The organism is Microbulbifer thermotolerans, assembly GCF_900112305.1.
In the GTDB taxonomy this organism is placed as follows: Bacteria; Pseudomonadota; Gammaproteobacteria; order Pseudomonadales; family Cellvibrionaceae; genus Microbulbifer; species Microbulbifer thermotolerans.
Genome location: NZ_FOKT01000009.1, coordinates 20,382 through 44,626 on the forward strand (window position 1 = coordinate 20,382; position 24,245 = coordinate 44,626).

At 55.7% G+C, this 24,245-nt stretch carries 16 protein-coding genes; 8 read left to right on the plus strand and 8 right to left on the minus strand.

Going from position 1 to position 24,245, the window contains the following annotated elements:
• Positions 1-16 precede the first annotated feature (16 nt).
• The 5 genes from BM155_RS14315 to BM155_RS14335 form a co-directional block, all read right to left on the minus strand.
• Entirely contained in the window at positions 17-1,819 is a 1,803-nt protein-coding gene (locus BM155_RS14315) for a serine hydrolase (RefSeq protein WP_254773203.1), read from the minus strand.
• A gap of 448 nt (positions 1,820-2,267) precedes the next feature.
• Positions 2,268-3,098, minus strand: a complete 831-nt coding sequence (locus tag BM155_RS14320; protein ID WP_074903869.1) for an ATP-grasp domain-containing protein — start codon at positions 3,096-3,098, stop codon at positions 2,268-2,270.
• A gap of 254 nt (positions 3,099-3,352) precedes the next feature.
• Positions 3,353-3,949, minus strand: a complete 597-nt coding sequence (locus BM155_RS14325; RefSeq protein ID WP_067156140.1) for an esterase/lipase family protein — start codon at positions 3,947-3,949, stop codon at positions 3,353-3,355.
• A gap of 108 nt (positions 3,950-4,057) precedes the next feature.
• Positions 4,058-4,471 (minus strand): nucleoside diphosphate kinase regulator, encoded by a 414-nt coding sequence (gene rnk / locus BM155_RS14330; protein ID WP_067156137.1) that lies wholly within the window; start codon positions 4,469-4,471, stop codon positions 4,058-4,060.
• Positions 4,472-4,673: 202 nt separating this feature from the next.
• A complete protein-coding gene (locus tag BM155_RS14335; RefSeq protein WP_067156134.1) occupies positions 4,674-5,528 on the minus strand; it encodes a hypothetical protein in 855 nt (284 codons plus the stop codon).
• Between the two features lie 828 nt (positions 5,529-6,356).
• Here BM155_RS14335 and BM155_RS14340 point away from each other — a divergent pair.
• Entirely contained in the window at positions 6,357-6,653 is a 297-nt protein-coding gene (locus tag BM155_RS14340) for a Bor family protein (RefSeq protein ID WP_067156130.1), read from the plus strand.
• A 696-nt stretch (positions 6,654-7,349) separates the two neighbouring features.
• Here BM155_RS14340 and BM155_RS14345 read toward each other — a convergent pair.
• A complete protein-coding gene (locus BM155_RS14345) occupies positions 7,350-8,282 on the minus strand; it encodes a LysR family transcriptional regulator (RefSeq protein WP_067156125.1) in 933 nt (310 codons plus the stop codon).
• Between the two features lie 504 nt (positions 8,283-8,786).
• On the opposite strand from BM155_RS14345, the gene BM155_RS14350 reads away from it, so the two are divergent.
• From BM155_RS14350 to BM155_RS14365, 4 genes are all read left to right on the plus strand, one after another.
• Positions 8,787-10,232, plus strand: coding sequence for an NAD-dependent succinate-semialdehyde dehydrogenase (locus BM155_RS14350; RefSeq protein ID WP_074903871.1), 1,446 nt, complete (start codon positions 8,787-8,789; stop codon positions 10,230-10,232).
• A 62-nt stretch (positions 10,233-10,294) separates the two neighbouring features.
• Positions 10,295-11,608 carry an omega-aminotransferase AptA gene (aptA, locus tag BM155_RS14355; protein WP_074903872.1) on the plus strand — a complete coding sequence of 438 codons (1,314 nt, stop codon included), beginning with the start codon at positions 10,295-10,297 and terminating at the stop codon, positions 11,606-11,608.
• 162 nt (positions 11,609-11,770) lie between these two features.
• Positions 11,771-12,370, plus strand: coding sequence for an HdeD family acid-resistance protein (locus BM155_RS14360; protein WP_074903874.1), 600 nt, complete (start codon positions 11,771-11,773; stop codon positions 12,368-12,370).
• A gap of 120 nt (positions 12,371-12,490) precedes the next feature.
• Positions 12,491-14,296 (plus strand): aminotransferase-like domain-containing protein, encoded by a 1,806-nt coding sequence (locus BM155_RS14365; RefSeq protein WP_074903876.1) that lies wholly within the window; start codon positions 12,491-12,493, stop codon positions 14,294-14,296.
• Positions 14,297-14,352: 56 nt separating this feature from the next.
• Here the strand turns inward: BM155_RS14365 and BM155_RS14370 are convergent, their stop codons facing one another.
• Positions 14,353-15,576, minus strand: a complete 1,224-nt coding sequence (locus BM155_RS14370) for an MFS transporter (RefSeq protein ID WP_083421214.1) — start codon at positions 15,574-15,576, stop codon at positions 14,353-14,355.
• 572 nt (positions 15,577-16,148) lie between these two features.
• Between BM155_RS14370 and BM155_RS14375 the strand changes: the two genes are divergently transcribed.
• From BM155_RS14375 to BM155_RS14385, 3 genes are all read left to right on the plus strand, one after another.
• Complete coding sequence (locus tag BM155_RS14375; RefSeq protein WP_067156106.1) at positions 16,149-17,003, plus strand: carbon-nitrogen hydrolase family protein; 855 nt, start codon at positions 16,149-16,151, stop codon at positions 17,001-17,003.
• A 126-nt stretch (positions 17,004-17,129) separates the two neighbouring features.
• Positions 17,130-19,571 carry a TonB-dependent receptor gene (locus BM155_RS14380; protein WP_067156102.1) on the plus strand — a complete coding sequence of 814 codons (2,442 nt, stop codon included), beginning with the start codon at positions 17,130-17,132 and terminating at the stop codon, positions 19,569-19,571.
• A gap of 119 nt (positions 19,572-19,690) precedes the next feature.
• A complete protein-coding gene (locus tag BM155_RS14385; protein ID WP_175487809.1) occupies positions 19,691-21,295 on the plus strand; it encodes a tetratricopeptide repeat-containing sulfotransferase family protein in 1,605 nt (534 codons plus the stop codon).
• 131 nt (positions 21,296-21,426) lie between these two features.
• Here BM155_RS14385 and BM155_RS14390 read toward each other — a convergent pair whose 3' ends face one another.
• Positions 21,427-24,141: a M1 family metallopeptidase gene (locus tag BM155_RS14390; protein WP_074903880.1), complete on the minus strand. Its 2,715-nt coding sequence runs from the start codon at positions 24,139-24,141 to the stop codon at positions 21,427-21,429.
• Positions 24,142-24,245 lie beyond the last annotated feature (104 nt).

Below are 24,245 nucleotides of genomic sequence, written 5' to 3' on the forward strand. Positions count from 1 at the left end.
GGAAATATCAATCAGCCTATTGGCACAGGCTGCGTATCTTGTGTGCCTCCTGCACTGCTTCCAGCCAATAGTAGGTGTCGTTATCGCTGAAATAGTAGTAGATACTGTTATTGGGCAGCAGTACCACGGTAATGCCGCCGAATCCGGATAGGAAGGGAATCCACAGATCGCCGCTGCAACCGCTCAGCTTCCCCGCCACATTGTGTGCCCAAAATCCATTGTTGTAGCGATAGTTCGCCATGGGCACTGTACCTGTATCAGTTGCCGAGCGCTGCAACGCCGCATCCAGTTGGTTTGCGTCCAGCACCTGCTCTCCATTGATTTTTCCCCTGTCGATACCGATAAAACTGGCAATTTTGACGATGTCGTCCGGCAGCCAGATCAGTCCCCAACCGGTGAAAGGCTGTCGCACCGAATCGTAGGTGCGGCGCGTGTAGCGGCCGGTGGCACTTACGCCGATGGGTTTCCACAGATCCTCGACGATAATATCCGTGAACAGGTCCGCATCACTGCCGCGCCGACTGCGCAAATAGGCGTTCATCAAGGTGCCGGCGATATAGGTATCCGATGTGTGGTAGACCCACTGGGTGCCGGGTGGCGCCTTGCGTGAATAGCGGGTACAACTGTAGTGGATCTTGTTGGCGTGGGTTTCCGGTAGAAAAAAATAATCCGTGTGTTTCGCGTCTTCATCCTGCATGTAAGTGCTGCTGCTGTAATTGCCGGAGGCCATGTCCAGCAAGTTATCCAGTGTCACATCATTCCAGTTGCCGTTCTTGTCACAGTCGGGCACATAGCTGCCTACAAGGCTGTTACGTACACCGGGATACAAGTACTCCAGTCGCATCATGGCGACGCCAGCGACCAGTGATTTGGCGGCGGAGTAGGAGGGGACGACCAAGGATTCGCAGAAAGGGTAGTCGCCACGGCGAGTGGTGCAGTCAGCGCGATAGTGGATACCGTCAATCACAAAGCCGGCGGTGCTTACATGAGTGGGATCTGTATCATTTGGCGCTGCAAAGGCGCTGGTATTGATACCTGGATAATCGTCTGCCAGTGTGGAAAGTGGTTTCACCGGCAGACGCGCAGCGATTTCCTCCTGGTACTCGCGGATCAGCCGGGCTTTATCGGCAATGTCCTGCGGTGTGTATGTGGCACTAAGCAGCCCCCACCAGTCCGCTTTGAAATAGAGGCAGGTTTCACTGCTGATTTGATAGGCCACCTTGGAAATCGCGCCATTTTCCTTGAACAGAAAAGACATTACGCCGTTGTGCACACAGTTGGCGTTGCGTTCCTGCAGGGCAAAGGGAATCGATACGCGCGTGTAACCCTTGTCACCGTTTTCCCGCCAAACCCTACCCGGTGCCAGCACATATTCCCAGTCTGGGTGGGCGCTGGGAATAGAGCCGCGTTGCAGTGGGAAAATATGGCTGCCAGTCTGCACAAACTGAAAATCGAATTCCGGTAAATGTTTGCGCGGACTGTCGCTGTTGTCGGTGTAGTTGTAGGTGTCCACCTGCTCGAAAAAACCTCCACCGCTGGCTTCCCCGTGAAGTGTCAGTCTGCCAGCAAAAAGGTGTTGCGGATGGGCGGCTTCGGGCGGAAGTGCGTAGCCGGATAAGTCGATGCGCGAACCGGGATCGGAGCCGTTCATCAAAGTGTCGTAGCTGAGCAGGGTCCGTTCCACATTGCCGCTACCGTTTAGCGTTCCATAGGCGTTGTGGTTATTGTTGTGATCATTGAAAGGGTGAGGAATACTGGCGGGCCGACCGTCAGTGCTGCCATCCTGAAAGTCGCCGGATACAACGGTATTCGTTTTCAATGAGGATGAGGTGCAGGCGGAGATTAATGCAGCAAAAGTTAAATATTTAAGAGCGTTCATTGTTGTAATTTTTTTCATTGTTAGGCTCAGATTCTCTAATCCCGGGGGCGATCCTACAAGTACTGTCCTTTATCTCCAATGGATACAGGGATGTATCCGTCGGAGCTACAGGAAAGTACTCGTGTGTTTTCGAAATGTCCGTCCTATTTCCTGAGCGCCCCGGAAGCTACCATAGTGTTCACGCGAATTAATCAGAGGTACCTTAGCAATATTCGTGTCACAGAAAAGAGTGACTTCGCTTTGTAGTAGCCTAACGCCCTTGATAGCCGGTGCCGTACCGCGCTGTCCGGCCTGGGTAAAATACAACGGCGTTACGGAACGGGCAGTGGATAGTAAGCTCTGTTCCGCAATGCCGCCGTGATAGAAACCTTCTGTCGCCTCAGATGACTTAAGCCGCACGGTTGAAACGCCGGCGCGGTGAGGATGGGCGGCTGGGGAAATTCGGCCCGGTGGGCGTGGATTGCCGTTGCAGATAGTCCTGGATAACCTCCCGTAGTTTGGCATCGCCGCCCTCTATACCCTGGTTACCAAAAAGCCGGTTGAATTCGAGCACGTAGGGGTGCCCGCCGACCATGGCGATATCGAAGCCAGCGTGGTTGATATCCAGCGTTCGGGCCAGGTGAAGCGCAAGGGCGACAGCGGCTTCGGGCACCGGGCTTCGCTCAATAAGACCGCCCTTGGAGACATTGTTGTAGAACCCCTGTGCCGCCTGCAGACGCCAGTACGCGGTGATGACCTGATCGCCGATAACAACGATGCGGATATCCCTGTCAATTGGCAGTTGCTCCTGTACGTAGAGTACATCGCTTTTGCTCAGGTAGTCGCGCCAGTCCTGCAGTGACTCGATCAGCCAAACGCCATTGCCTTGGGAGGATTTGGGCAGTTTGGCCACAAAGGGTTGGTCCATTTCATTCCAGAGGTGTTCGGCATTTTCCGGAGTATTGGCAAGAATACGCGTGTAAGGCGTGTTAGCCGGAGCGACTAACTCGAAGGCGCGCGTCATTTCTATTTTGTTGTGGCCCAGGCGGTAACTGGCTTCGCTGGGAAACACCCGCGCCTGCAGGCCATAGATGAGTGCGTTTAGTTGCCAGTACTCGGGGAAAAGCACCCATTCTGCCATGCTGATCTCCTCTCGGTATTTGAACACATCTTCCGGCTTCAACTGTAGGGTATCCGGGAACCCCAAAGTGCGAAAAATATTGAACGAGACCCAGGACATCGTTTTGCTTGAGGATGCTCTGATTAAATCGCGCTAATGCTGCCAATGGTTAAGAGGCGCTCAGACATTGTGCATTCGCTCACCTGCATCTTTGCGGATGGTTGTCTGCAGGCTTGCCAAAATGCATCCGGCCTTTTTAAGCCAGCTTTGGGTTTGGGTCAATATGTGATGTGCAGCGGCGAATGCTGGGGCTGGTCATGAACTGGACACGTTGAACAGATTTGCGGGTGGGCCGGATAAACCGTCCCGCAGGATTATGCCAGTGCCGAGCGGAGCTCCCTGTTGACCAGGTCGATAACCCGAGCGTCTGATGGCATCCACCGGTGCAGCTTAACCGGTACTTCGTAAGATGTTCCGATCGGCAACAGGGCGCTGGAATGGGGCAGGATGGTGATGTCGTATTTGGTCCAGATAGACACCGGCGCGGTACAGGATAGTGATTCCATATCGTTGTTAAGCTGCTCCAGAAACTGACTGCCAATACGCAGCTGCCGGCCGCCCTTGTACGGCAGGAAGTTGGCCCAAAAGCTGCCGAAATGGGGGCTGGATATGGCGATGAACTTGTATACCCGTTCAAGTCCACCCATTGACTGGAGGTAATATCTTGCGACTATACCGCCCATGCTGAAGCCGACCAGGGCACAGGTGTGCCCTTTGTCCGCGAGCGTCTCTACGCTGCGCTGCAACTGTTCCGATAGATGCTCCAAGCCGTGCCAGCCGGAATTGTATTTCAGGTGGATATAGTGGGCGGAAAAACCGGCTTCATTCAGCATTTGTTCCATGCGCCGCATCGACCAACCGTAATCGAAAATACCGGGTATCAGAAGAACGGTGCGACTTTTAGGAGTCATGGATAAAACCTTCTCCAGTTGTGCCACCCTCAGTTGAAAGCATTGTTTGAGGGCGGCGCAGTAAACTGTAGTCAGCCGTTGATGATAATCCTATTCAATAGGAGACGCTTATCTTTCGTAATCCCCGGCGCGCTCCGGTTGATAGAGAACCTCAATAATTTTCACTTTAATAAAGCCTCCACCCGGCTTTGGCCATTCGATTTCATCCCCTTGGGATAGGCCGAGCAGCGCACTTCCTACCGGGGCCAGAATCGATATGGTCTTTCCACTCGTGTCGACATCATCCGGATAGACTAGAGTCAGCTCGAATTCACTTTGGGTGGACTCTACGAAAAAGCGTACCGTTGAGTTCATTGTCACTATGTTGGGCGGCATTTCCGTAGGTTTGACGATATTGGCCCTGGCAAGCTCGGTTTCCAAATCGCTTAGGCCCGCAATGCTGTTTGATGGCAGGGCGTCAATCAATTTATACAAACGATCTAAGTCTAGTGATGAGATTGTAATTTCTGGTCTCTTGCTCATTTTTCCTCCTTGACGATAAGAAAATATTTCAACGGTTATACCTGAGATTCATTTCATTGTTTCAAACAAATAACATGGTGCTGAAATGGTAAGCCCTATCTAGGGGACCTCTGATTAATATACTCAGTGTTGACAAAATGCTTTGATTCTCAAGAATCACCCACATTGCACACGAGAATTCATCAGGGATCTCTTAACAAGTTTAATCCTTGCAAAAATACTTGACTCGCGAATATGCCTCGGCTAGCCCATTGGATTTCCAAGTGTAACGTGCCGTGGACCATTGGTGCAGTGGAATCCTTAAGGCGCCTGCCTTGGACTGTAATAGCTGGCGCTCAATTTCCGGTGTTACGGTAAATCCGTAAGCATCAAATCTTTTGTTGTCTGATGTTAAATGAAAGTCACCATCCAGTTTGAATTCCACATTGTACGGAAAGTAAAGATGTACGTCTTCCGTTTTCGGCAAATACCACGGATAGTCCCATTTTATGGTCATAGCAATTTGATTTTGTGCGGTGCAGGAAAAACTGATTCCATAATCTAAATTCGTGTGTTTGTAGTTATCCTTAATAAAAAAATTTGTGGCGACTTGTTTTGCGATTACCTTTCCTCGGGAGTCAAACGTAGAAAGAAATACCTTCACTGGTTCATAGGTTCCATCGAAGCGTTTTTCGAGAGGAACCAGGTTGCCATGAAGGATATCATCTTTATCGTTATGAACAGCTGTGTCGTTCACCGTCAATGATATGGAATCAAAACGGCTGTCAATTAAACCTAGGTCTCTCATTGTATATTTTTTATTGAAGACTCTATTGCCGCCATCGTCCAGAATATAAAACCTGAAGATGTCAAACTCCGGGTGTGCTTCAACCTCTGATAAAGTGACTTCCTGTCCGTCGTTAAGCTTTTCCATAGTTTCCAGTGCCGCCATCTGTTTGAAAACGCGGTACTTTTGTCCTTCGAGCTCTTTGGCTAAAACGCCATTGATTGCTCTGTCAGAATTTGCGTATGCGCTGCTAATAGCAAAAATACCCAATAGAAAATACGCAAATTTCATACTGTCTCCGCTGGTGTTGTGTAAAGTTTTGCACGAGTTTAGGTCGCGTGCATGTAATCGAATGCTGCCACCTTAAAATACGATCGCGATTCTAATTGGCCCGCTGGTAGATTTTAGAAGCGTTGGCCACTGGGCATCCTGGCGAGAATACAGCAGTTGCGCGCCCCCTGAAATCCCTAACCGGCAAAAGCCCCGATTACCGACTGTTTTGCTCATTATTTGGTCAGATTGGCCCGCCGGTGAGTGACGAATAGCCCCCGACATAGAGAATCATGAATCAGAGATGATTGCGCTCGGAAAGCAGATCCTGGGGTGAAATTTAGATAACCTGGATCTATTCAGATCAAGGTGAAGAGAGTTTTTATAGGTGCAGCAATAACAGGGGGTTGGCGGGTGATCGGACGAGTGGTGCGAAATTTGGGGTAGCCTGACGTTAACAGTGCCGGGAAAACGATAGTAAACTAGATAATAAATAGGATAAGAGCGAAAAACGAAGCAGCGGATAATCTGGTTTTTTGGATTGTCAGTCAGCTCGGGGTAATCATGATGTAATAATTTCTATAGGCTGTAATACAGGAAATATTAATACGCTGGATGAAATGTACAGATATTCACCGCCTTTTTGTGTTTAATGTGTGTGTTAATCTTCACTATTGATTCTAATAATAGTGTTTTAGCATATTAAAACTGCCTGTATTTATGCGGTTTTAACTTTCATTGGTTTTTTCTGAAATAAAGTATCGTTTCTTTCGTCGCGTTATTGCGGTTTTTGATTTGGCATCTTCGCCCGGGATGTCAAATAGAGTCAGTCGGGCAATAGGAGTTAAAATGAAAATTAAACTTTTTTCCGCGTTTCTCGCGAGTTCACTGCTTTTTGGTTGTGCTTCTCAAACATTCACCATTAACGGTGAAGGAGGGGAAGTGCCAACCTCGCAAAAAACGCAGCACTTTTTTGTCAGTGGTATTGGGCAGGAAAAAATTACTAATGCGGCGGAAATCTGCGGAGGTGCGGAAAATATCGTAAAAGTTGAGGCTCAGCATACCTTCATGAATGGCTTCCTGAGCTTTATCACGTACGGGATTTACACGCCCCGTGATGCCAAGGTTTACTGCAAGTCAGAATAAATAGATTGAACAAAGGGCGACTTAATTGGGGCCTTTCTCAAGCATTGCATAACTCATTATGAGTGCTTTCCTTGAAATAATTGTGATAAAAGGAGATTGGCCGGAAGGGCTCCGCGGGCAGTATCTCAAGGTGCTTTCCGTGGGCCCGCAAACTGCGCGCCTCTTCGCTGTAAATGATGGTTATGGTTGGGGATATATGACGTTTGTATTACCTTGAAGGAGCTGTTTGATAAAAGCTTCGCTCGTGTTTTTGATCGTGAGTAATCCGCAGATATATATGAGGAGCTTTTATCAGATTATCTGAGCTAAGGAACCTCTGATTAATTCGCGTGAACACTATGGTAGCTTCCGGGACGCCCAGGCAATAGGACGGATATTTCGAAAACGCACGAGTACTTCCCTGTAGCTCCGACGGATACATCCCTGTATCCGTCGGTTTCGAAATGTCCGTCCTATCACCTGAGCTTCACATCCGCCCCGAAGCGCCTCGGCCACCAGAAAGTGACTTAATCAGAGGTTCCCTAACATGGGCGGTAAAGTAATCGCTAGAGACTTGTTAGAGAGAATTTCGGCTAGATAAAAAATTTCTTGACTCTCATTGTTTCTCATATCAGAAGGGTAATCCCTGACCTTGAGTGCTAATGTACCTTCTCTCCCCTTAAAGTGGATATTTCAATAAGTAAGCGCAGTGTACAATTATTTATTGATTTCTAATGACTCCAAAAACAGCCGCACCGCCGGGTGTTCTGCGGCACTTCGCTTGAAGGTCGCCGCGTTCTCGATCCGGTAGCGGAACCGCTCCGGCCGCAGGGCCATCAGTTGTCCGCGCTGCACGTAGTCCTCCGCCAGGTACTCAGGCAAAAAGCCCACAAACTGCCCCGACAATATCATCGCCAGTCGCGCCGCCATATGGTTGGCGGTGGATTTGCGCGGAAACAGGCGGTAAAGGTGCGCTGCGCCGGATAGGACGGCGTGGCTGGGGGCCGCCAATTCTTGCTTTGTTAGTGACTCCTCGCTTACTTCTTCTGCAGCGGCCAGCGGATGCTGCTGGCTGCAGTAAAGTAGTGACTGGTGGTGGAACAGGGGGCGGTACTGAAGGCCGGGGCGGTGGGAGTGAAGCGGGTTGATACCCACATCGGCACGGCCGGCGAGGATTTCAAGTTCCAGCTCCTGCGGGTCGGCCAGCTGCAGGTCCAACTGCAGCTCCGGGGCCTGCTGGCGGATACGGGCCAGGGTCGCGGGCAGGTCCAGCTGGGGGATTTCCAGTACATCGTCTGGCAGCACGATGCGCAGGCTGCCAGTCAGGCTCGACTGGATGGCATTGACTTGGCTTCTGAAGGCATCCAGGTGGCTGTCCAGTTCAATAATGGCCCGGTAGACCGCTTCGCCTTCCGGGGTGAGCTTGAAGTCGGCACGGCCCCGGGATCTCAAGCACAGCGGCATGCCCAGACGCGATTCCAGGTCGGAGAGGTGTACGCTGATGGTGGAGCGGCTGATGTTCAGTGCCACTTCGGCGGCGGCCAGGCCGCCAGCGCGGACGACTTCGCGGAATACGCGCAGCAGACGCAGGTCCATGTCGCTCAGGCGGCCGCCGAGGGCGCTTTTGCTGGTTTTTTTGGCCTTGCTCATCCGTTTTACCCGTGTGCTTGCTGATGGATTGCCTGCGGGAGCTTGGGGCACCGCTGATTAAGCCCCTTGACGACAAAATACTTGAAGCCGCATGAGAATCTCAGGTGATGGGATGGGCGCCCCAGAATCGACTACAGCGCTCAAGCATATGAATTGGGATTCCTAGGGAACCTTTGATTAATCCGCGTGAATACTATGGTAGGTTTTGGGGCGCTCAGCCAATAGGACGGATATTTCGGAAACGCACGAGTACTTCCCTGTAGCTCCGACGGATACCTCCCTGTATCCGTCGGTTTCGAAATATCCATCCTATCACCTGAGCTTCTCATCTGCCCACGAAGAATCTCTGCCACCAGCAAGTGAATTAATCAGAAGTTCCCTAGCTTAGGAGAAAGTTTGATAAAGGTAAATTTTTGTTGGAAAGATACTACTATTCGCCGCCTGTACTCCGCGCCAGAATCCTTGCAAGAGCATTGAAAAGCAATAATTGCAAGGAGATTTGCGGTGCAACTGGCCAATAATGATTTGTTGAAACTGCACAACTATATCGGTGGTGAGTGGTGTGCGGGAGCCGGCACTGTCGAAGTGCGGGACCCGGCTAACGGCGATTTGTTGGCGGAGGTAGCGGATGGCAGCGCCGCCGATGCCGAAAGAGCGGTGGCCGCCGCCAGCGCGGCTTTTCCGGCGTGGAAGTCGAAAACTGCCGCCGAACGCGCCGCGGTATTGAAGCGCTGGTATCAGCTGATTATGGACAATGTCGATGACCTGGCGCGCATCCTGACTCTGGAACAGGGTAAACCCCTGGCGGAGGCCAAGGGCGAGATTGTCTACGGCGCTTCCTTTATCGAATGGTTTGCGGAGGAATGCCGGCGGGCCTACGGCCAGACAATTCCCACTCACAACCCGGCCATGCGCCTGAACACCATCCGCCAGCCGGTGGGCGTGGTCACCTGTATCACCCCCTGGAACTTCCCCAATGCGATGATCACGCGCAAGGCGGCGCCTGCACTCGCGGCCGGTTGTACCGTGGTGATCAAGCCCGCGGTGGAGACGCCGCTGTCCGCCCTGGCCCTGTGCCAGCTGGCGGAGGAAGCAGGTTTGCCGAAGGGCACCATCAATATGATCGTGGGATCGGATGCCCCCGCCATCGGCAAGGTACTGACCCAGGACCCGCGGGTGGCGAAGTTCACTTTTACCGGCTCCACCGCGGTGGGCAAGTTGCTGATGGCTCAGTGTGCCAGCACCGTGAAGAAAATGTCTATGGAACTAGGTGGCAACGCGCCTTTTATTGTTTTCGACGACGCCGATCTGGACACCGCGGTCAGTGCCTGTGTAGCGACTAAATTCCGCAACGCTGGCCAGACTTGTGTATCCACCAACCGCATTTATGTGCACGAAACGGTGCACGATGCCTTTGTCGATAAATTGCGTGCGGCGATGGGAGAGCTGAAAGTCGGGCACGGTTGCGATGAAGGGGTGACCGTCGGCCCGCTGATCCACCGCCGCGCCGCCGAGCGGGTAGGCACTCTGGTACGGGATGCGGTGGAAATGGGTGCGAAAGTCGAGCTGGGCGGCGATTACCGGCCCATCGGCGAAAACTACTTTGCACCTACACTGTTAACCGGCGTTAGCGACGAAATGCGCATTGCCCGGGAGGAGATCTTCGGGCCGCTGGCACCAGTGCAGAAATTCGCCGACGAGGAGGATGTGATCCGCCGGGCCAACGATACACCCTACGGTCTTGCGGCCTACGTAATGAGCGAAAACATCCGCCGCGCCAACCGCGTGGTAGAGGCGCTGGAATACGGCATGGTGGCCTGTAACGCCGGTGTCTTTTCCACAACCGTTGCGCCATTCGGTGGCTGCAAGGAATCCGGCATTGGCCGCGAAGGCGGTGTCGAGGGAATGGCGGAATTTTACGAGACCAAGTACTGCTGTTTCGGCGCGTGAAGAAACCGCCTACTGGTCGCAACCGATGTTGAATCTACTGGTAATTCGCGGAGCGAGAAACCATGTCTGAACTGAAAACCGACGCTTTCTGGATGCCCTTTACTCCCAACCGCCGTTTTAAATCCGCGCCGCGGATTGTGGAACGCGCGGAGGGAATTTACCTCACCGAAAAAGGCGGTCGCCAAATAATCGACGCCACAGCCGGTCTCTGGTGTTCCAATGCCGGTCACGGCCGTACGGAGATTGCCGAGGCCATTTACCAGCAGGCCAAAAAGCTGGATTACAGCTCTATTTTTAATTTCGGACACGAATTGAGTTTTGAATATTCCGAGCGCCTGGTAAAGCACACACCCGACGGCCTCAACCATGTATTCTTTGGCAACTCGGGTTCCGAAGCGGTGGAAAGCGCACTGAAAATCGCCCTGCAATATCAGCGTGCGCGTGGCAAGGGAACCCGCACCATGTTTATCGGCCGCGAGAAGGGCTACCACGGGGTAAACTTCGGCGGTATCTCCGTGGGCGGAATTGCGCCCAATTACCAGACGTTCGGCCAGCCGGTGAAGGCCAATCACATGCGCCACACGCTGGATATTGAACGCAATGCCTTCAGCCGCGGCCTGCCGGAACAAGGTGTGGAGCTGGCGGAAGACCTGGAGCGCCTGGTGGCCTTCCACGGTGCGGATCAGATTGCCGCGGTGATTGTTGAGCCCTTCTCCGGTGCCGGCGGTGTGATACTGCCGCCGAAAGGCTATCTTCAGCGCCTGCGCGAGATCTGCGACAAGCATGATCTGCTGCTGATTTTCGACGAGGTCATCTCCGGCTGGGGCCGTACGGGTTCCGCCTTTGCTGCCATTGAGTGGGGGGTGACGCCGGATATGATCACTTCCGCCAAGGGAATTACCAACGCAACAGTGCCGCTGAGCGCCGTATTTGTAAAAGATGAAATTTACCAAACGGTAATGGACGCCGCGCCGGAAGGTGCAGTGGAGTTTTTCCACGGCTACACCTACTCTGCCCACCCTGTGGCCTGCGCCGCGGGCATGGCGACACTGGACATCTACGAACGCGAGGGCTTGCTCACCCGCGCCAGCGGCGACATCGGCAAGCACTGGGAAGCGGCCTTGCACAGTCTGGCCGAACTCGACAATGTGATCGATGTGCGCAACTATGGCCTGGTTGGCGCGGTCGAGCTGCGCGCGCCGGAAAATCTGAAGGGCAAGTTCGGCGGCAAGGTGTCCGGCATGGCCTGGGATGCCGGGGTAATGGCGCGCGGTATCGGCGATGCCCTGTGCATGTCTCCGCCGCTGATTATTGAAACGCACGAGATCGATGCCATCGTCGACAAGCTGCGCGGTGTGATTACTTCACTGGCCTGATGCGGCTGGGAAAGCGGAGGAGTGCCGTGGGTTTTTTCCGCTTTCCCTGGGCCTTTTGTTACCGCATCGGCGCAATTCAAAGCACAGTTTTTCGAAAAACTTGGATTTTGAGGGCGGTGACCTTTTAATGGTTTATCGCCAGCGCAGACAGGGGCCGAAGCGATGCGCAACCATCCCGTATCCGATCCCGACTTGGAACCCTCTCTGGCGACAAGGCCGATATTGCGGGTGTTGTCGGAAAACTGGTGGCTATTGCTGCTGCGCGGTATTGCCGGCGTAACCTTCGGGGTATTGTGTTTTATCTGGCCGGGCTTGTCGCTGCTTACCCTGGTGTTGCTGTTCGGAATTTATGTTCTGTTGGACGGCTTCTTCACCTTGATTGCCGCGGTTCTCGGGCGGCATAGAGCTATGCCATTGTGGTGGCTGGTCCTCGCTGGGTTGGTCAGTGTTGCGGCGGGTATATTTACTTTTATCTACCCCCAACTCACCGCGCTGGTGCTGGTGATTTGTATCGGTGCCTGGGCCTTGGTGCGCGGGGCGTTTGAGATCATCGGTGCTTTTCTTCTGCGCAGGGAGATCCACAACGAGTGGCTGTTAATGGCGATAGGTCTTTTGTCGATGATTTTCGGTTTGGCAATTCTAGTCAATCCATCGGCCGGTGCCTTGGCGCTGGTGTGGCTGATCGGCCTCTACGCCATACTGTTCGGCCTGCCAATGATATGGCTGGGACTTCGCCTGCGGAAACAACAGCAGGTTCATTAACTATTTTCGCGAAGTCGGCGCTGCCCTACCGCTTGATTTGCCATTATTGCCGGGGGCATTATTCTCGCCGTACGATAACAAACCGCTGCCGGATGGCAGTGTAAAATAACGGCGGCACAAATGGCGGAACCATTGATCGTATTGGACCCGCAGGCGCAAAAGAGCCTGCAGGCGCAAATACGGGAAAAAGTCATTCAGGGTATTATTTCCGGTAGCATTCCCCCCGGCCATAAGATGCCGTCCTCGCGCCGTATGGCGGAGCAGCTGGGGGTTGCCCGCAACACGGTGGTACTCGCCTATCAACAGCTGGTAGATGACGGCTTCCTGCTTACGCGGGAACGCAGCGGTTTCTACGTCAACGAAGCGATACAGCAGCAGGGGCTGATCAGCCACACCGGTTCCGTCGAGGCGACTGCCGGCAGTGACGATGATCGCGATTTTTGGCGCAGTCACTGCAACGCTGTGTCCGTCAGTCGTCGCGCCCTGCAGCCGCGTCCCGCCAACTGGCTGCAGTATCCCTTTCCATTTGTCAGCAACGAGTATGATCCGCGTCTTTACCCGGGCGCCGAGTGGCGCGAGTGCACACGGGATATTTATAGCGCGCGAGAAGTGGCCCAGTGGGCGCCCCTTGGGGCCAATGAAGATGACCGCCAGCTGCTCGAGCAGATTTGCACACGGCTACTGCCGAGGCGGGGTATCTATGTGGAACCGGGGCAGATCCTGTTGACCAGCGGATTACAGCAGGCCTGCTACTTGCTCGGCCAGCTGCTGCTGGGGGAAAAGCGTTCTCTCGGTATGGTGTTGCCCGCCTGTGCGGAAACCGAGGAGATCTTCCGCCGCACCGGAGCGCGAATAGAGGCGCTGCCACAGGACGGTGACGGCCCGCTGATCGGAGAGGAGCTGCAAAACAGCGACTGCTGGTTTTTGCAGCCCAATGCCCACAATCCCACAGCGGTCACCACCACGCTGGAACGCCGTCGTGCACTGCTGCGGGCGGCGGCGGTGCGCGGCGCGGTGATTATTGAAAATGACTGCGAACATGAATTCTGTTACCACGGCAGCCCGTTGCCACCGCTGAAAAGCATGAGTGGGGGCCGTTCGGTCATCTACTTGTATCAGTTCCCCAAGATTATTGATCCCGGTATGCAGCTGACGTTTATTGTCGGCCCCAAACCGGTGATCCAGCGGTTGCGTGCGCTGCGCTATACCCTGCGGGAGCGCATGCCGCCGATCAATCAGCGGTTGCTTGCGAAGTTTGTTGCCTCCGGGCATCTGGATGCGGCCACTTTCCGCATCACGCAGCAGCTGCGCGAGCGCTGGGTGGCGCTTGGCGAGGCGCTGTTGTATTACCTCCCGAAGCTGAAGGTACGCCGCGCCAGTTGCGGCACCGCATGTTGGCTGCAGCTGCCCGAGGCCGTGGATGCCGATCAGCTGCAACAACGCGCCGAGCAGGAGGGGTTATTGGTGGAAACCGTGCAGGGCAGCAATACGTTGCGCATTGGCTTTTCCTCCATTGAAGCGGAAAAAATCGAAGCCGGTGTCCGGCTGTTAGCACAGCTGATCAATGGCGAAGTCTCCGCTACTGAAGAAACATTGGAAACGGCCACAGGCCGCCGACTCAGCGCCGACGATCTGCGCGCGGAATTTCCCGGTGCGGTTCTGCTCGGCACCAACACTCTGGGAGAGTCATATCGCATTGAATTAATGCCCGACGGCACTATGCTCGGCTATTCCCGTAACGATGTGGACGTGGATGAAACCGATACCGGGAGGTGGTGGCTGGAGGGTGACCTCTGGGTGCGCCAGTGGCGCAACTGGTCCTATGGGCGCAAGGCAAGTTTCTATGTGGTTGCGGAAGAACACCGTATTAAATGGTTTAATGCAGCGGGCAAACTGATCGACACCGCTATCCTTGTGCACGAATAAATCAGTAAACGCGCGATAGTTTTCGTCAGTCCGCCGGTGCTATAGCGCGCGGGAAGTCAGCCTGCGGCCCGATCGAGCCGCGACGCGGCCGGCAGCGCCGCGAGGCACACCACCAGGATGCCGCAAGTAATCGCGATTAATTGCGTATAGCTGCCGCCGGCGGAAATAAAATAGCCGGCCGCCAGCGGGCCGCAGGCCAGTCCCGTTTTCGAGGCAAAGCCGCCGAAGGCTCCCATTTGTCCCGCCGCATCAAACCTGGACGCCATGGTCAGAAAGTAGGGTACACAGAAAGCCCAGGTAATTCCTGTGATTATATTGGCGGCGACAAACACCGGTTTCAGGTCGCTGAAAATAAACATTGCCAAGCCCACCAGCGTCACGAGCAGCGCGATGGCCAGCGGCGGAGCCAGGGCAAAGCGCTGGCCCGTATAGGCGGCCAGGGCAGCGCCGCCGATGGCAACCAAGTTGGCCCAAAAGAGTGTCTGGCTGATAAAGGTAAGTGGCAGCCCGAAGGATTTGCCCAGATCAAAAATAAACGCGAACAGGGCCATATTGGAAAGTTGAAAGCAAAACAGCGCTACCAGCGTAATCAGCATGGGGGCCAGCGCCACTTTTGCATTGAATACAGCCTTTTTTTGTTCTTCTATCGATGGCAAGGGATAGTCGGCCAGGAAAGGCAACATCGCCAGCGTTACCAAACTGAAAGTAATCAGCGCGAAAAAGGGCACATAGGTGCCGTATAGCGCGACCAGCTCCGGCAGGAAACGCAAGCCCAGCGCGCCGCCAATATACTGCACCAGCAGCACCATACTGTAGGTGCGGCCCGCAATGCCGCTGCGCGCGATGACCGCAAAACCCAATCCCACCAGTGCGCCCCCGAGCATCCCGTGTACCAGCCTCAGAGGGATCAGCAGTTCCAGGTTGGCGAGCACAATGGTTAACAGATCCATGCCGATGGAGCAGAGCAGCAGGACAAAGGCGGCCAGTTTCCACTGCGGAATTTTCTTTACCAGAATTGATATTAAAAAGGCACCGATAACTGCACCCATGGTGTTGGCAAAAGTTATTTCTCCCGCCTGGGCCGCGGAAAGTCCGGCTCCGGTCATCAGAGAATTGACGATGACGGGAAAAATATTGACGTAATAGAGACCGGCGGAGGAAAGGAAGGCGAGTAACAGGCTGGCGATCCAGCCCTGGGGGGCGGCGTGCGGAAAATTCTCAATCGCCTTTTGTGGGGTTGTACCGGCATCGTTGGCCAGGCTTTCTGCGTTGTTGCTCATGGTGACTCCTGGTGTATTTATTATTGGGACATGGGTTCCGAGCGGCAGGCCCTGGCATTTCCAGGGAACCGTTGAGCGATGCGTTCCGGGCAAAAAATTCAAGTGATGGATTCATCATTTCGAACGGTAGTACCAAAGGAAAGTATTGGTACATTTTTGATCGCACCGCTCACTCGAATAAATCAGGGGTTCCCTAACTGATTGTCAAAGAGAATATAGTGCCAGATGCACCCAGTCCATAGCATCAAGCTCGGAAAAAAAACAGAAGCCAATTCGCTTTGGCCTCATGCGGGCAGAGCAACTGGCCCTATTGTCGGACGTTTCTATCCTCCAAGATACCGACCGTTAAAAAATGTTAAGGGATCTCTGTTTATTCGTTTTTTGACGATAAAGACTCGTCGGTCGCAGGTAATGGGGACATTTCGAAACTGCCGGGTAGAGGAGCATATCCGGTGGAGCAACAGGCAGTGCTGTTGCCAAAGCTCGTCCCGTTGTCTGAGCGCCTGATATTGCTAAAGCGTTCATGCGAATGAATCAGAGGTTCCCTATCCGACAAGTGGGAACTGTTGGTAATGAGCGAAGTGAATAAATATTTTGGTATTGCCGCGCTGCAGCTGAACCTGGCGGATGCGGATAACCTGGAAAGGCTGCTGGAGCGTATTCAGAAAACCAAACTGCGCTTTCCCTGGGTGCAGATGATTGTGTTGAGCGAATTGGCCCTGCGCGGCGTCGGTGTCCACCATGCCCGTGAATTGCCCTCGGACGAGGAGCGCGCTTTCTGCCGCGTCGCCCGAGAGTTGGGCATCTGGTTGGTGCCCGGTTCCATGTATGAAAAGTGTGGCAGTACTGTTTTCAATACCGCGCCGGTGATCAACCCACAAGGGGAAGTGGTGGGCCGTTACCGCAAGATTTATCCCTTCCTGCCCTACGAAAAGGGTGTGACTGGCGGCGATCAATTTTTGGTTTTCGATATTCCTGAGGTGGGGCGCTTTGGGGTTTCCATCTGCTATGACATCTGGTTTCCGGAAACCACCCGCGCGCTTACCTGGATGGGGGCGGAGGTGATTATTCACCCGACCAAGACGGACACCATCGACCGCGCGGAGGAGTTAGCCATTGTGCGCGCCAGTGCGGTTACCAATCAGTGCTACATCGTGGACGTCAACTCTGCGGGGAACCAGGGCGTCGGCCGCTCCATTATCGTGGGGCCGGAGGGAGAGGTGATTTACGAGGCCTCCGTAGCGGAAGAGGTCATCACTTTCGAGGTGGATTTGGCCAAGGTCAGGCAAGTGCGCGAGCACGGGGTGAAAGGACTTGGGCAGACACTGAAGAGCTTCCGCGATGGGAAGGTGCGCTACCCGCAATATGAACCCGGTGCCTTCTCGCCCGCGTACGAGGCCCTGGGTCCATTAAAGGCGCGAGATTAAACCTCAGGCTCATCTGGACCATGCGTTCCCGGTAAACTGGCGCTAGGTTTCCGCTCCCGTCTGTGTAGCATCAGCATAACAACCAGAGGGAGCGGTTGGGTAAAACGATAAAAAGCAGAGGGAACCATGAAGCAGCAGAGCAATCTGGGGTTTTGTAAGAAAACACTGGCGAGCGCGGTCGCCGCAGTGTCCGCCGGCACGCTGTTTTCTGTACCACAACATACGGTTGCGCAGGAATCGGCTCTGGAAGAGGTTATCGTCACTGCCACCCGCCGCGCCGAAAGTATTCAAGATGTCCCCTATAACATTACCGCCGTATCGGGAGAGGACCTGGAGAAAGCCAATATCAAGGAAGTCTCCGAATTGATGCGGACCCTTCCCGGCGTGCAGTACATAGACCGCGACTGGCGCTCCGGCGGGGTGGTGAACGGTATTTTGATGCGCGGCGTCAACATTGATGCGGGCGCCCAGGGGGATGTACAGCTGAGCGCAGCGCCACCAGTTGCCACCTACCTGAATAATACGCCACTGTTTGTAGGCCTTTCCCTGCGGGATATTGAGCGGGTGGAGGTGCTGCGCGGCCCCCAGGGAACCCTGTACGGTTCCGGCGCCCTGGGCGGTGCGGTGCGCTATATCCAGCGCGCGCCGCAAATGGGGAAATTTGAGGGCAATGTATCGGGCTACTACAGCCAGAGCGAGGGCTCCGAAGGCTGGAATCACGGCGTGGACGGTATTATTAACCTGCCCATGGGGGAAATCGCCGCGGCCCGTATATCTTACGGCACGCTCAAGCGCGCGGGCATTATCGACTACGCCAATGCTTATGTGGTGGACGCAAGCGGCGTACCTGTGCCCGCGGACGCTGCGGATATTGTCAACAGCCCCGCGCTCTATCAAAACATTGAGGACGCGGACGAAGTCAATGTGGACTACGCCCGTGCGAGTTTTCGCATAGAGCCCAGCGATCGCTTTTCCGCGCAACTGGATTATTTCACCCAGGAGGGTGATGCCGGCGGCCGCCGGCAGCAGACCGAGAGCATGGACGACTACGAATTCGGTGGTTTGATCCTGGAACCCTCCGAGCGCGAAGTGGATCTTGTGAGCCTGGAGGTCGAGGTGGACCTGGGTTTTGCCACCCTGACCTCGAGCACGTCCGACTACGATAATCAGGCCATGGCGGTCACCGACAACACCGGCTTTTATGCCAATGCGGGCTTCGGCTTCTACTATGCCGGTACGCCCCGTCCGCTGAATAAGGCTACCCGCACTTTCGAGGACAGCGCGTTGGTGCAGGAAATCCGCCTGGTCTCCAACACTGATGGTGCGGTGGACTGGATTGTCGGGGCTTACTATCAGGATCAGGATTACGGCATGACCCAGCTTTCGGAAACACCCGGGCTGCACGATTGGGTCGTCGCCTCCCTGGCCGAGGGTATTCCCCCATGGGAAGCCGGACCCTGGCTTCCGGAGACCGGTGCCGACTGGTACGCCTACTGGTGGGGTATGGATACCGAGGGCGATGTGGACTGGCGTTACAGCCGCCAGATGAATTATGTGGAAACCGCCTTCTTCGGCGAAGTCACCTTCCACCTATCCGATCGCTGGCAGATTACCGCCGGCGCGCGCCGCTTCGAGGTGGACTCCGATATCGACAGCCTCGCCGATCTGCCGTTCTGGGGCACCGTTGACAAATTCGATCAGTCCTTCTCGGATTCCGATACCATTTTCAAATTCAATACCGCTGTCGACCTGACGGAGAGTGACATGCTCTACGCCACTTGGTCGCAGGGCTATCGGCGCGGCGGCGCCAACGCCGTTTCCACCACCGGGCCCTTTCCGGAAGATCCGGGGCTGCTGAGTTACGAAGCGGATACTGTGGACAACTTCGAACTGGGCGCGAAGGGGACACTGGCCAGCCGCCTTCAGTACAACGCCGCCCTGTTCCGGGTGAACTGGGATAATGTGCAGTTGAATACATCGGGCCCGGTATCTGGCTACTTCGTGGTGGTCAACGGGGATGAAGCGGTGAGCCAGGGCGTGGAGCTGTCCCTGAGCGGTCAGTTCACCGACGCACTGGACGGCGGCATCAGCTATACCTATGTCGATGCGGAGCTGACTGAGGATCTGGTTTTCCCCGGTGCCACATTCACCACCCGCGAAGCCGGCGCGCGCCTGCCCGGTATTCCCGAACACGCCATGACGGCGCGGCTGGGCTATCTGCACTCTTTGCGCAATGGCCTGTCGCTTTACTACCAGCTGAGCAGCTATTACCAGTCTGAGACTGAGAACAGTGCCTCCAGTAGTCCGCGGGAGGCGGCAACGCTTGATGGATTCACTCTGGTCAATGCCTCGGTCTCTCTCTCCGCCGACCAGTGGAACGTGGATCTGTATGCGAAAAACCTGACCAATGAAGAAGGTATTACCGGGGCTAGAACCTTTGCCACCTGGGGGCCGAACTATGCCGGTAATCAGTCGCAGTGGTTCAACTACAACTATGAGAATGACGCCTCCAGTAGTTTCATCACAATGCCGAGAACAGTGGGCCTGTCCGCCTCGTACAGGTTCTAAAGTCCCGGAGTTGTGGGTTTTATCACCCCAACTTTTGCCGGCTCCGAGGCCGGCTTTTTTTTACCCGTAGCAACGCAATCTGTTAAGGTCAGGCCAATCGGAGCTTGCGGGCAGTCAATGTGAACAAAAGCGATTTGTATCCATCGGCGGTAGCCTATTTCCGCGCGGGAGAACTCGACAAGGCGCTGCGGGCCGCGGAGGAAGTTCTGCGTGTAGATAGCGGTGCGATCAAAGCGCGCCGCCTGTTGGCGGATATCCACGTTGCCAAGGGGAATTTCCCGCGGGCCTTGCATTTCCTTGAGCAGGCGCTGGCGCTGTTGCCGGGTGACAGCACCGGTTACTTCCGTGTCGCCGTGCACCGGGCGGGTGTATTGCTGCGCGCGGGGGATCTGGCCGGTGCCGCTGCAGCGCTCGACAACTGCGATTTGAGCCGCACGCAAGACATCGACCTGCTGACACAGGCGGGTTATATCTACACGCTTTGCGCCCGCTATGACCATGCCCGCAAAAACTACGAACGGGCGCTTTCCTTAGCACCGGAGAACCCGCAGATAATTTTTAACTGTGCTGCCGCCAACCGCGCCATGGGAGATCTGGAGCGCGCGGAAAGGCTTTACGACCGCGCCATCGCCCTGGTGCCGGAGGACTGGGAAGCCTATAAAAACCGCAGCGATCTGCGCAGGCAGACGGAAAAAAACAATCATATTGCACAGCTGCGCCAGCTGCTGGCGCGGCCGGGGTTGCCGCAGCGGGCCCAGGTGCAATTGAATTTCGCCTTGGCGAAAGAACTGGAAGATCTGGCTTTGTACCCGGAGAGTTTCGCGGCACTGGAACGCGGCTGCGCAGCGCGCCGCGCCGGGATTCGCTACAACCTGCAGCGGGATTTAGCGGTAATGGCCGAGATAGCGTCCACCTACGGTGCCGCTCTGATGGATGGTCAGAGCTGTGACAATACACAGGGAGAGGGCATTCTTTTTATTCTCGGTATGCCGAGAACCGGGACGACCCTGGTGGACAGAATATTGACCGCGGTGCCCGGTGTTGTTTCGGCAGGGGAGCCGGATACCTTCGCGCGTTTGCTCGGCCATCAGGTGGCCCAGCAATTTCCGGGTATCGGTGCGGACAAATTGGCGTTTGTGCGTAACTCCGCCGCCATCGACTTCGGCGCGCTCGGAAAACACTATGCAGATCAGCTGCGACAGAGGGCGCGGCAGCTGGGCGGCGGAATCATAATCGACAAAAACCCTATGAATTTTCTCTACGTGGGGCTTATCCGCAAGGCCCTGCCGGCGGCAAAAATCATTCACGTGCGGCGCGATCCCATGGACAGCTGTTACGCCATCTATAAAACGCTGTTTAAAACCGCCTATCCATTTTCCTATGATCAGCGGGAACTGGGTGCTTATTACCTTGCCTATCAATCGCTGATGGACCACTGGACGAAACTGGTATCGGAGAACTTTTACGCGTTGGAATACGAAAAACTGGTGGGTGACCTGGAAGGGGAAGCCCGCGCCCTGCTGCAATTCTGTGGTCTGCCGTGGGATAGTCGCTGCCTGGAATTCCACCGCGCCAGTGCCTCCGGTACCGCTACTGCCAGTGCCGCACAGGTGCGCCAGCCGGTTTACCGCTCCTCTATCGGCAAGTGGAAGCATTACCGGGAGCAATTGCGCCCGCTGGCGGAAATTTTGCGCGAGGGAGGAACCCCGGTGGATGTAAGCTAGGGCGCCGCTGATTAATTGCGCCTTGACGACAAAATACCTTGAATTCGGATGAGGCGCTCAGGCGAATTAACCAGAGGTTTCTCGGCAGGATGCAGTGATCGCGGCCGAAACCGCGACCACCTGTAAGGTTTTTAGTTGGCGGCCAAAGGCAGCGCCTCAAACAGTGCCTCTCCTTTTTCTTTCAATGCCATGCACAACTGAATTTGCTCTTCGGTTTGCGCCAGGCTGCGTTGGTGCCCGGGAGCCAGTTGACCATGCTGCGCAAACAGTTGGCGAACCTCGGCCAGCTTGCCTTTGTCACAGAAGGCGCGGGCGAAGGCCGGCGTTTGGCGACGCCACTGTGCGGGCACCTTGTTTACCACCTCGGTAAAGTGCTGTTGCAGCCACTGCCAGTTCGCCTCCCGCACTGCCGGCTCCGACAGAGCCTGCTGGATCAGTCCGAAGGCTTCGCGGGCGCCCATGTCGCCGCTCAACGCCAGCTGCTGGATTTTATCCAGCTGTTTGGGGTTGCGGTTGCGGCCGATGGCGTTGGCACTGGCGCTTTCAAAACGCGGGTCGTCCAGTTGCGCACGCATTGCGATCAAGTGGTCCAGGAAGCCGTCCGTATCCTGTACGGCCACGGTCAGCGCAGCTTCGTAGAGATCGGAGTCCAGCGCTTCAGCATCGCGCTTCCGCTTGTAACCGGTAAAGGCGATGGCCTTGTCCGCTAGCGTTTTGCGCGCGTCGCCATCGCCGGCAGTCAGTGCCATAAAGCTGAGCAACGCACTGTGGAGCAGCTGCTCTTCGCTGTCCGCACTGCCGGCGGTTCTCTCCAGTATCGGCAGATACAGGTTCTGGGTGAAATTGAGAAACGCGGATTTTTGTTCTTCGCCCAAGTAGCTGCCGCGGTATTTCTGCAGATAGCGCAGCGGGGCGACAATCACCTGCCGCTGGTCCGCATGGGCGGACTGCCGCACTACCGCCAGCAGCTGGGCCTGCGGCAATTGTCCGGCCTCAAAGGCGGCGAAGGCGCTGTCGATAATGGACAACTGTTCGCTGGGCGAGAAGTCGGTAAAGTGCTCCGCCAGTGCCTGCCACTGTGCCGGCGCCAGGGTCCAGCGGTAATAGCCACTGCCCTCAGCGTTGGGCATTACCCACTGGGGGCAGCTTCCGCCGGGAATATCCACCTGTTGTTCGGTTTTCGTCAGCATCAGGCACTGCTGTGTCTCAGTATCGCTGCTAAAGCAGAAGGGGATGTTCCAGCGCTGATCCGTGTCGGCAATGGGGGAGCCGAGCGGGCGGTAGCGGCGCTGTGCGATTTGCAATTTTGCTGCCCCCGGCTTGTTGCAATCCAAGGCGATATCCAGCAGCGGGACACCTTTTTGCTCCACAAAAGTGCGGAAGGTTTCGGTCAGCGCGGGGCTGTCGGTTTCCTCGCCGATCACGCGGTAGAAGTCCGGTGCGTCGGCCACGCCGTCGGCGTGGCTCTCAATATAGCGGCCCAGTGCCGGGCGGAATTTATCTGCCCCGAAGTAGTTGTCCACCATGTGGATTACGCCCAGGCTCTTGGCGTAGGTGATGGCGTCGTAGGCGTTGCGGACATTGTTGTTGTCTGCGATCGGTTCGCGGATGGCGCGGGTACTGGCCAAGGAGTCCAGTTGCATGGCGCTGATGGCGCGCACCGCGGCGTTGAGATCGTGACCGCCATTGGGTTCAAAGATGGTCAGCGCCAGAGGTGTGCCCCAGGTCGCGAAGCCCTCCTTCAGCCACAGGTCGTCCCACCAGGGCGGGGTGACCAGGTTGCCGAACCACATATGGGCGATTTCGTGGGCGTGCACACCCAGCAGGCTCAGGCGCGCGCCGGGGGCCGGGGTATCGCCGACCAGTATGCGTTGCTCGCGGTAGGTGATGGCCGCGGAGAGTTCGGTGGCGCCGCTGGGCCACTGAGGCGCGGCGACGATATCCAGTTTTTCAAACGGGTAGGGGCGCTCAAGCTCCGTCTCGAAGATTTCCACCAGGCGCGGGGTGACATCGAGAATGTATTTCATATCGCCGCCGCGGCCCTTGCGCGCGAAGCCGCGCAGGGGGATAGGCTTGTCCCGGTATTGGTTCGCCGGAATCGCCGGCCTCTCCACCACATCGAAGGGACCCACGGACAGGGAAAGCAGATAGGTGGACATTGGGCGCGTGGTGGCGAAGGTCACCTTTTCCAGTCCCTGGCCCGCCGGTTCCCGCTTCAGTTCGGCGCCGTTACTGATAGCGGCGTAGCCCTCGGGCACCGTAAGGCGAATATCGAAGGGCGCTTTCAGGCCCGGTTCGTCGAAGCCCGGCAGGTACTTGCGCGCCTGAATGGATTCGGATTTCGCCAGTACATAGGCGTCCCCCTGCTCTTCCACTTTGAAGAGTCCTGCCAGGTTGCGGTCGTAATCGGCGCTGTAGTTCATGCGCAGAGTGAATGTGCCCGCGGGAATGTCTTCACCAAAGCGGACCGCGGCGACGCCGCTGTCCAGCATTTCTTGGTATTGCGCCGGTATTTGTTTGCCGCCGGGGAGCAATGCGGTCGCTTCTGATACGCGGATGTTTTTTCCGTGCAGCCAGATGTGATCGGCTGCGTTGGCCATGTGAATATCGATTTCCACCTGCCCGGTAAAGCCGTCGCGTCGCGGGTCCAGAAGCAGGTCGAGGCGGTAGGCGGTGGGGCGCACGCCCTCGGGCAGCTTGCCCGTCGGCGCTTCGCCGAGGCCGGCGGCTGCTTCGGCGGCGGGTTTCTGGTCTGTTTTATTTCCGTCCACTTTCTCGGATGGGCCACAGGCCACCAGTGCCAGCAGCGGGATTGCCAGCAGACTGCGCAGGATAATTTTATTCATGGTCTCTCGCGGTTTTGGCAAAACACGCATTGTACCGGTTCGGGAATGGATTGCCGAAGATGGGGACAATTTAGTCCCGGACGGGAAGAAACTCCGTGTCCGGG

Coding starts and splice junctions, on each gene's coding strand:
- BM155_RS14320 (WP_074903869.1), bottom strand. CDS start 3,098: ATGTCCTGGGTCTCGTTCAATATTTTTCGCACTTTGGGGTTCCCGGAT.
- BM155_RS14325 (WP_067156140.1), bottom strand. CDS start 3,949: ATGACTCCTAAAAGTCGCACCGTTCTTCTGATACCCGGTATTTTCGAT.
- rnk (WP_067156137.1), bottom strand. CDS start 4,471: ATGAGCAAGAGACCAGAAATTACAATCTCATCACTAGACTTAGATCGT.
- BM155_RS14335 (WP_067156134.1), bottom strand. CDS start 5,528: ATGAAATTTGCGTATTTTCTATTGGGTATTTTTGCTATTAGCAGCGCA.
- BM155_RS14340 (WP_067156130.1), top strand. CDS start 6,357: ATGAAAATTAAACTTTTTTCCGCGTTTCTCGCGAGTTCACTGCTTTTT.
- BM155_RS14345 (WP_067156125.1), bottom strand. CDS start 8,282: ATGAGCAAGGCCAAAAAAACCAGCAAAAGCGCCCTCGGCGGCCGCCTG.
- aptA (WP_074903872.1), top strand. CDS start 10,295: ATGTCTGAACTGAAAACCGACGCTTTCTGGATGCCCTTTACTCCCAAC.
- BM155_RS14360 (WP_074903874.1), top strand. CDS start 11,771: ATGCGCAACCATCCCGTATCCGATCCCGACTTGGAACCCTCTCTGGCG.
- BM155_RS14365 (WP_074903876.1), top strand. CDS start 12,491: ATGGCGGAACCATTGATCGTATTGGACCCGCAGGCGCAAAAGAGCCTG.
- BM155_RS14370 (WP_083421214.1), bottom strand. CDS start 15,576: ATGAGCAACAACGCAGAAAGCCTGGCCAACGATGCCGGTACAACCCCA.
- BM155_RS14375 (WP_067156106.1), top strand. CDS start 16,149: ATGAGCGAAGTGAATAAATATTTTGGTATTGCCGCGCTGCAGCTGAAC.
- BM155_RS14380 (WP_067156102.1), top strand. CDS start 17,130: ATGAAGCAGCAGAGCAATCTGGGGTTTTGTAAGAAAACACTGGCGAGC.
- BM155_RS14390 (WP_074903880.1), bottom strand. CDS start 24,141: ATGAATAAAATTATCCTGCGCAGTCTGCTGGCAATCCCGCTGCTGGCA.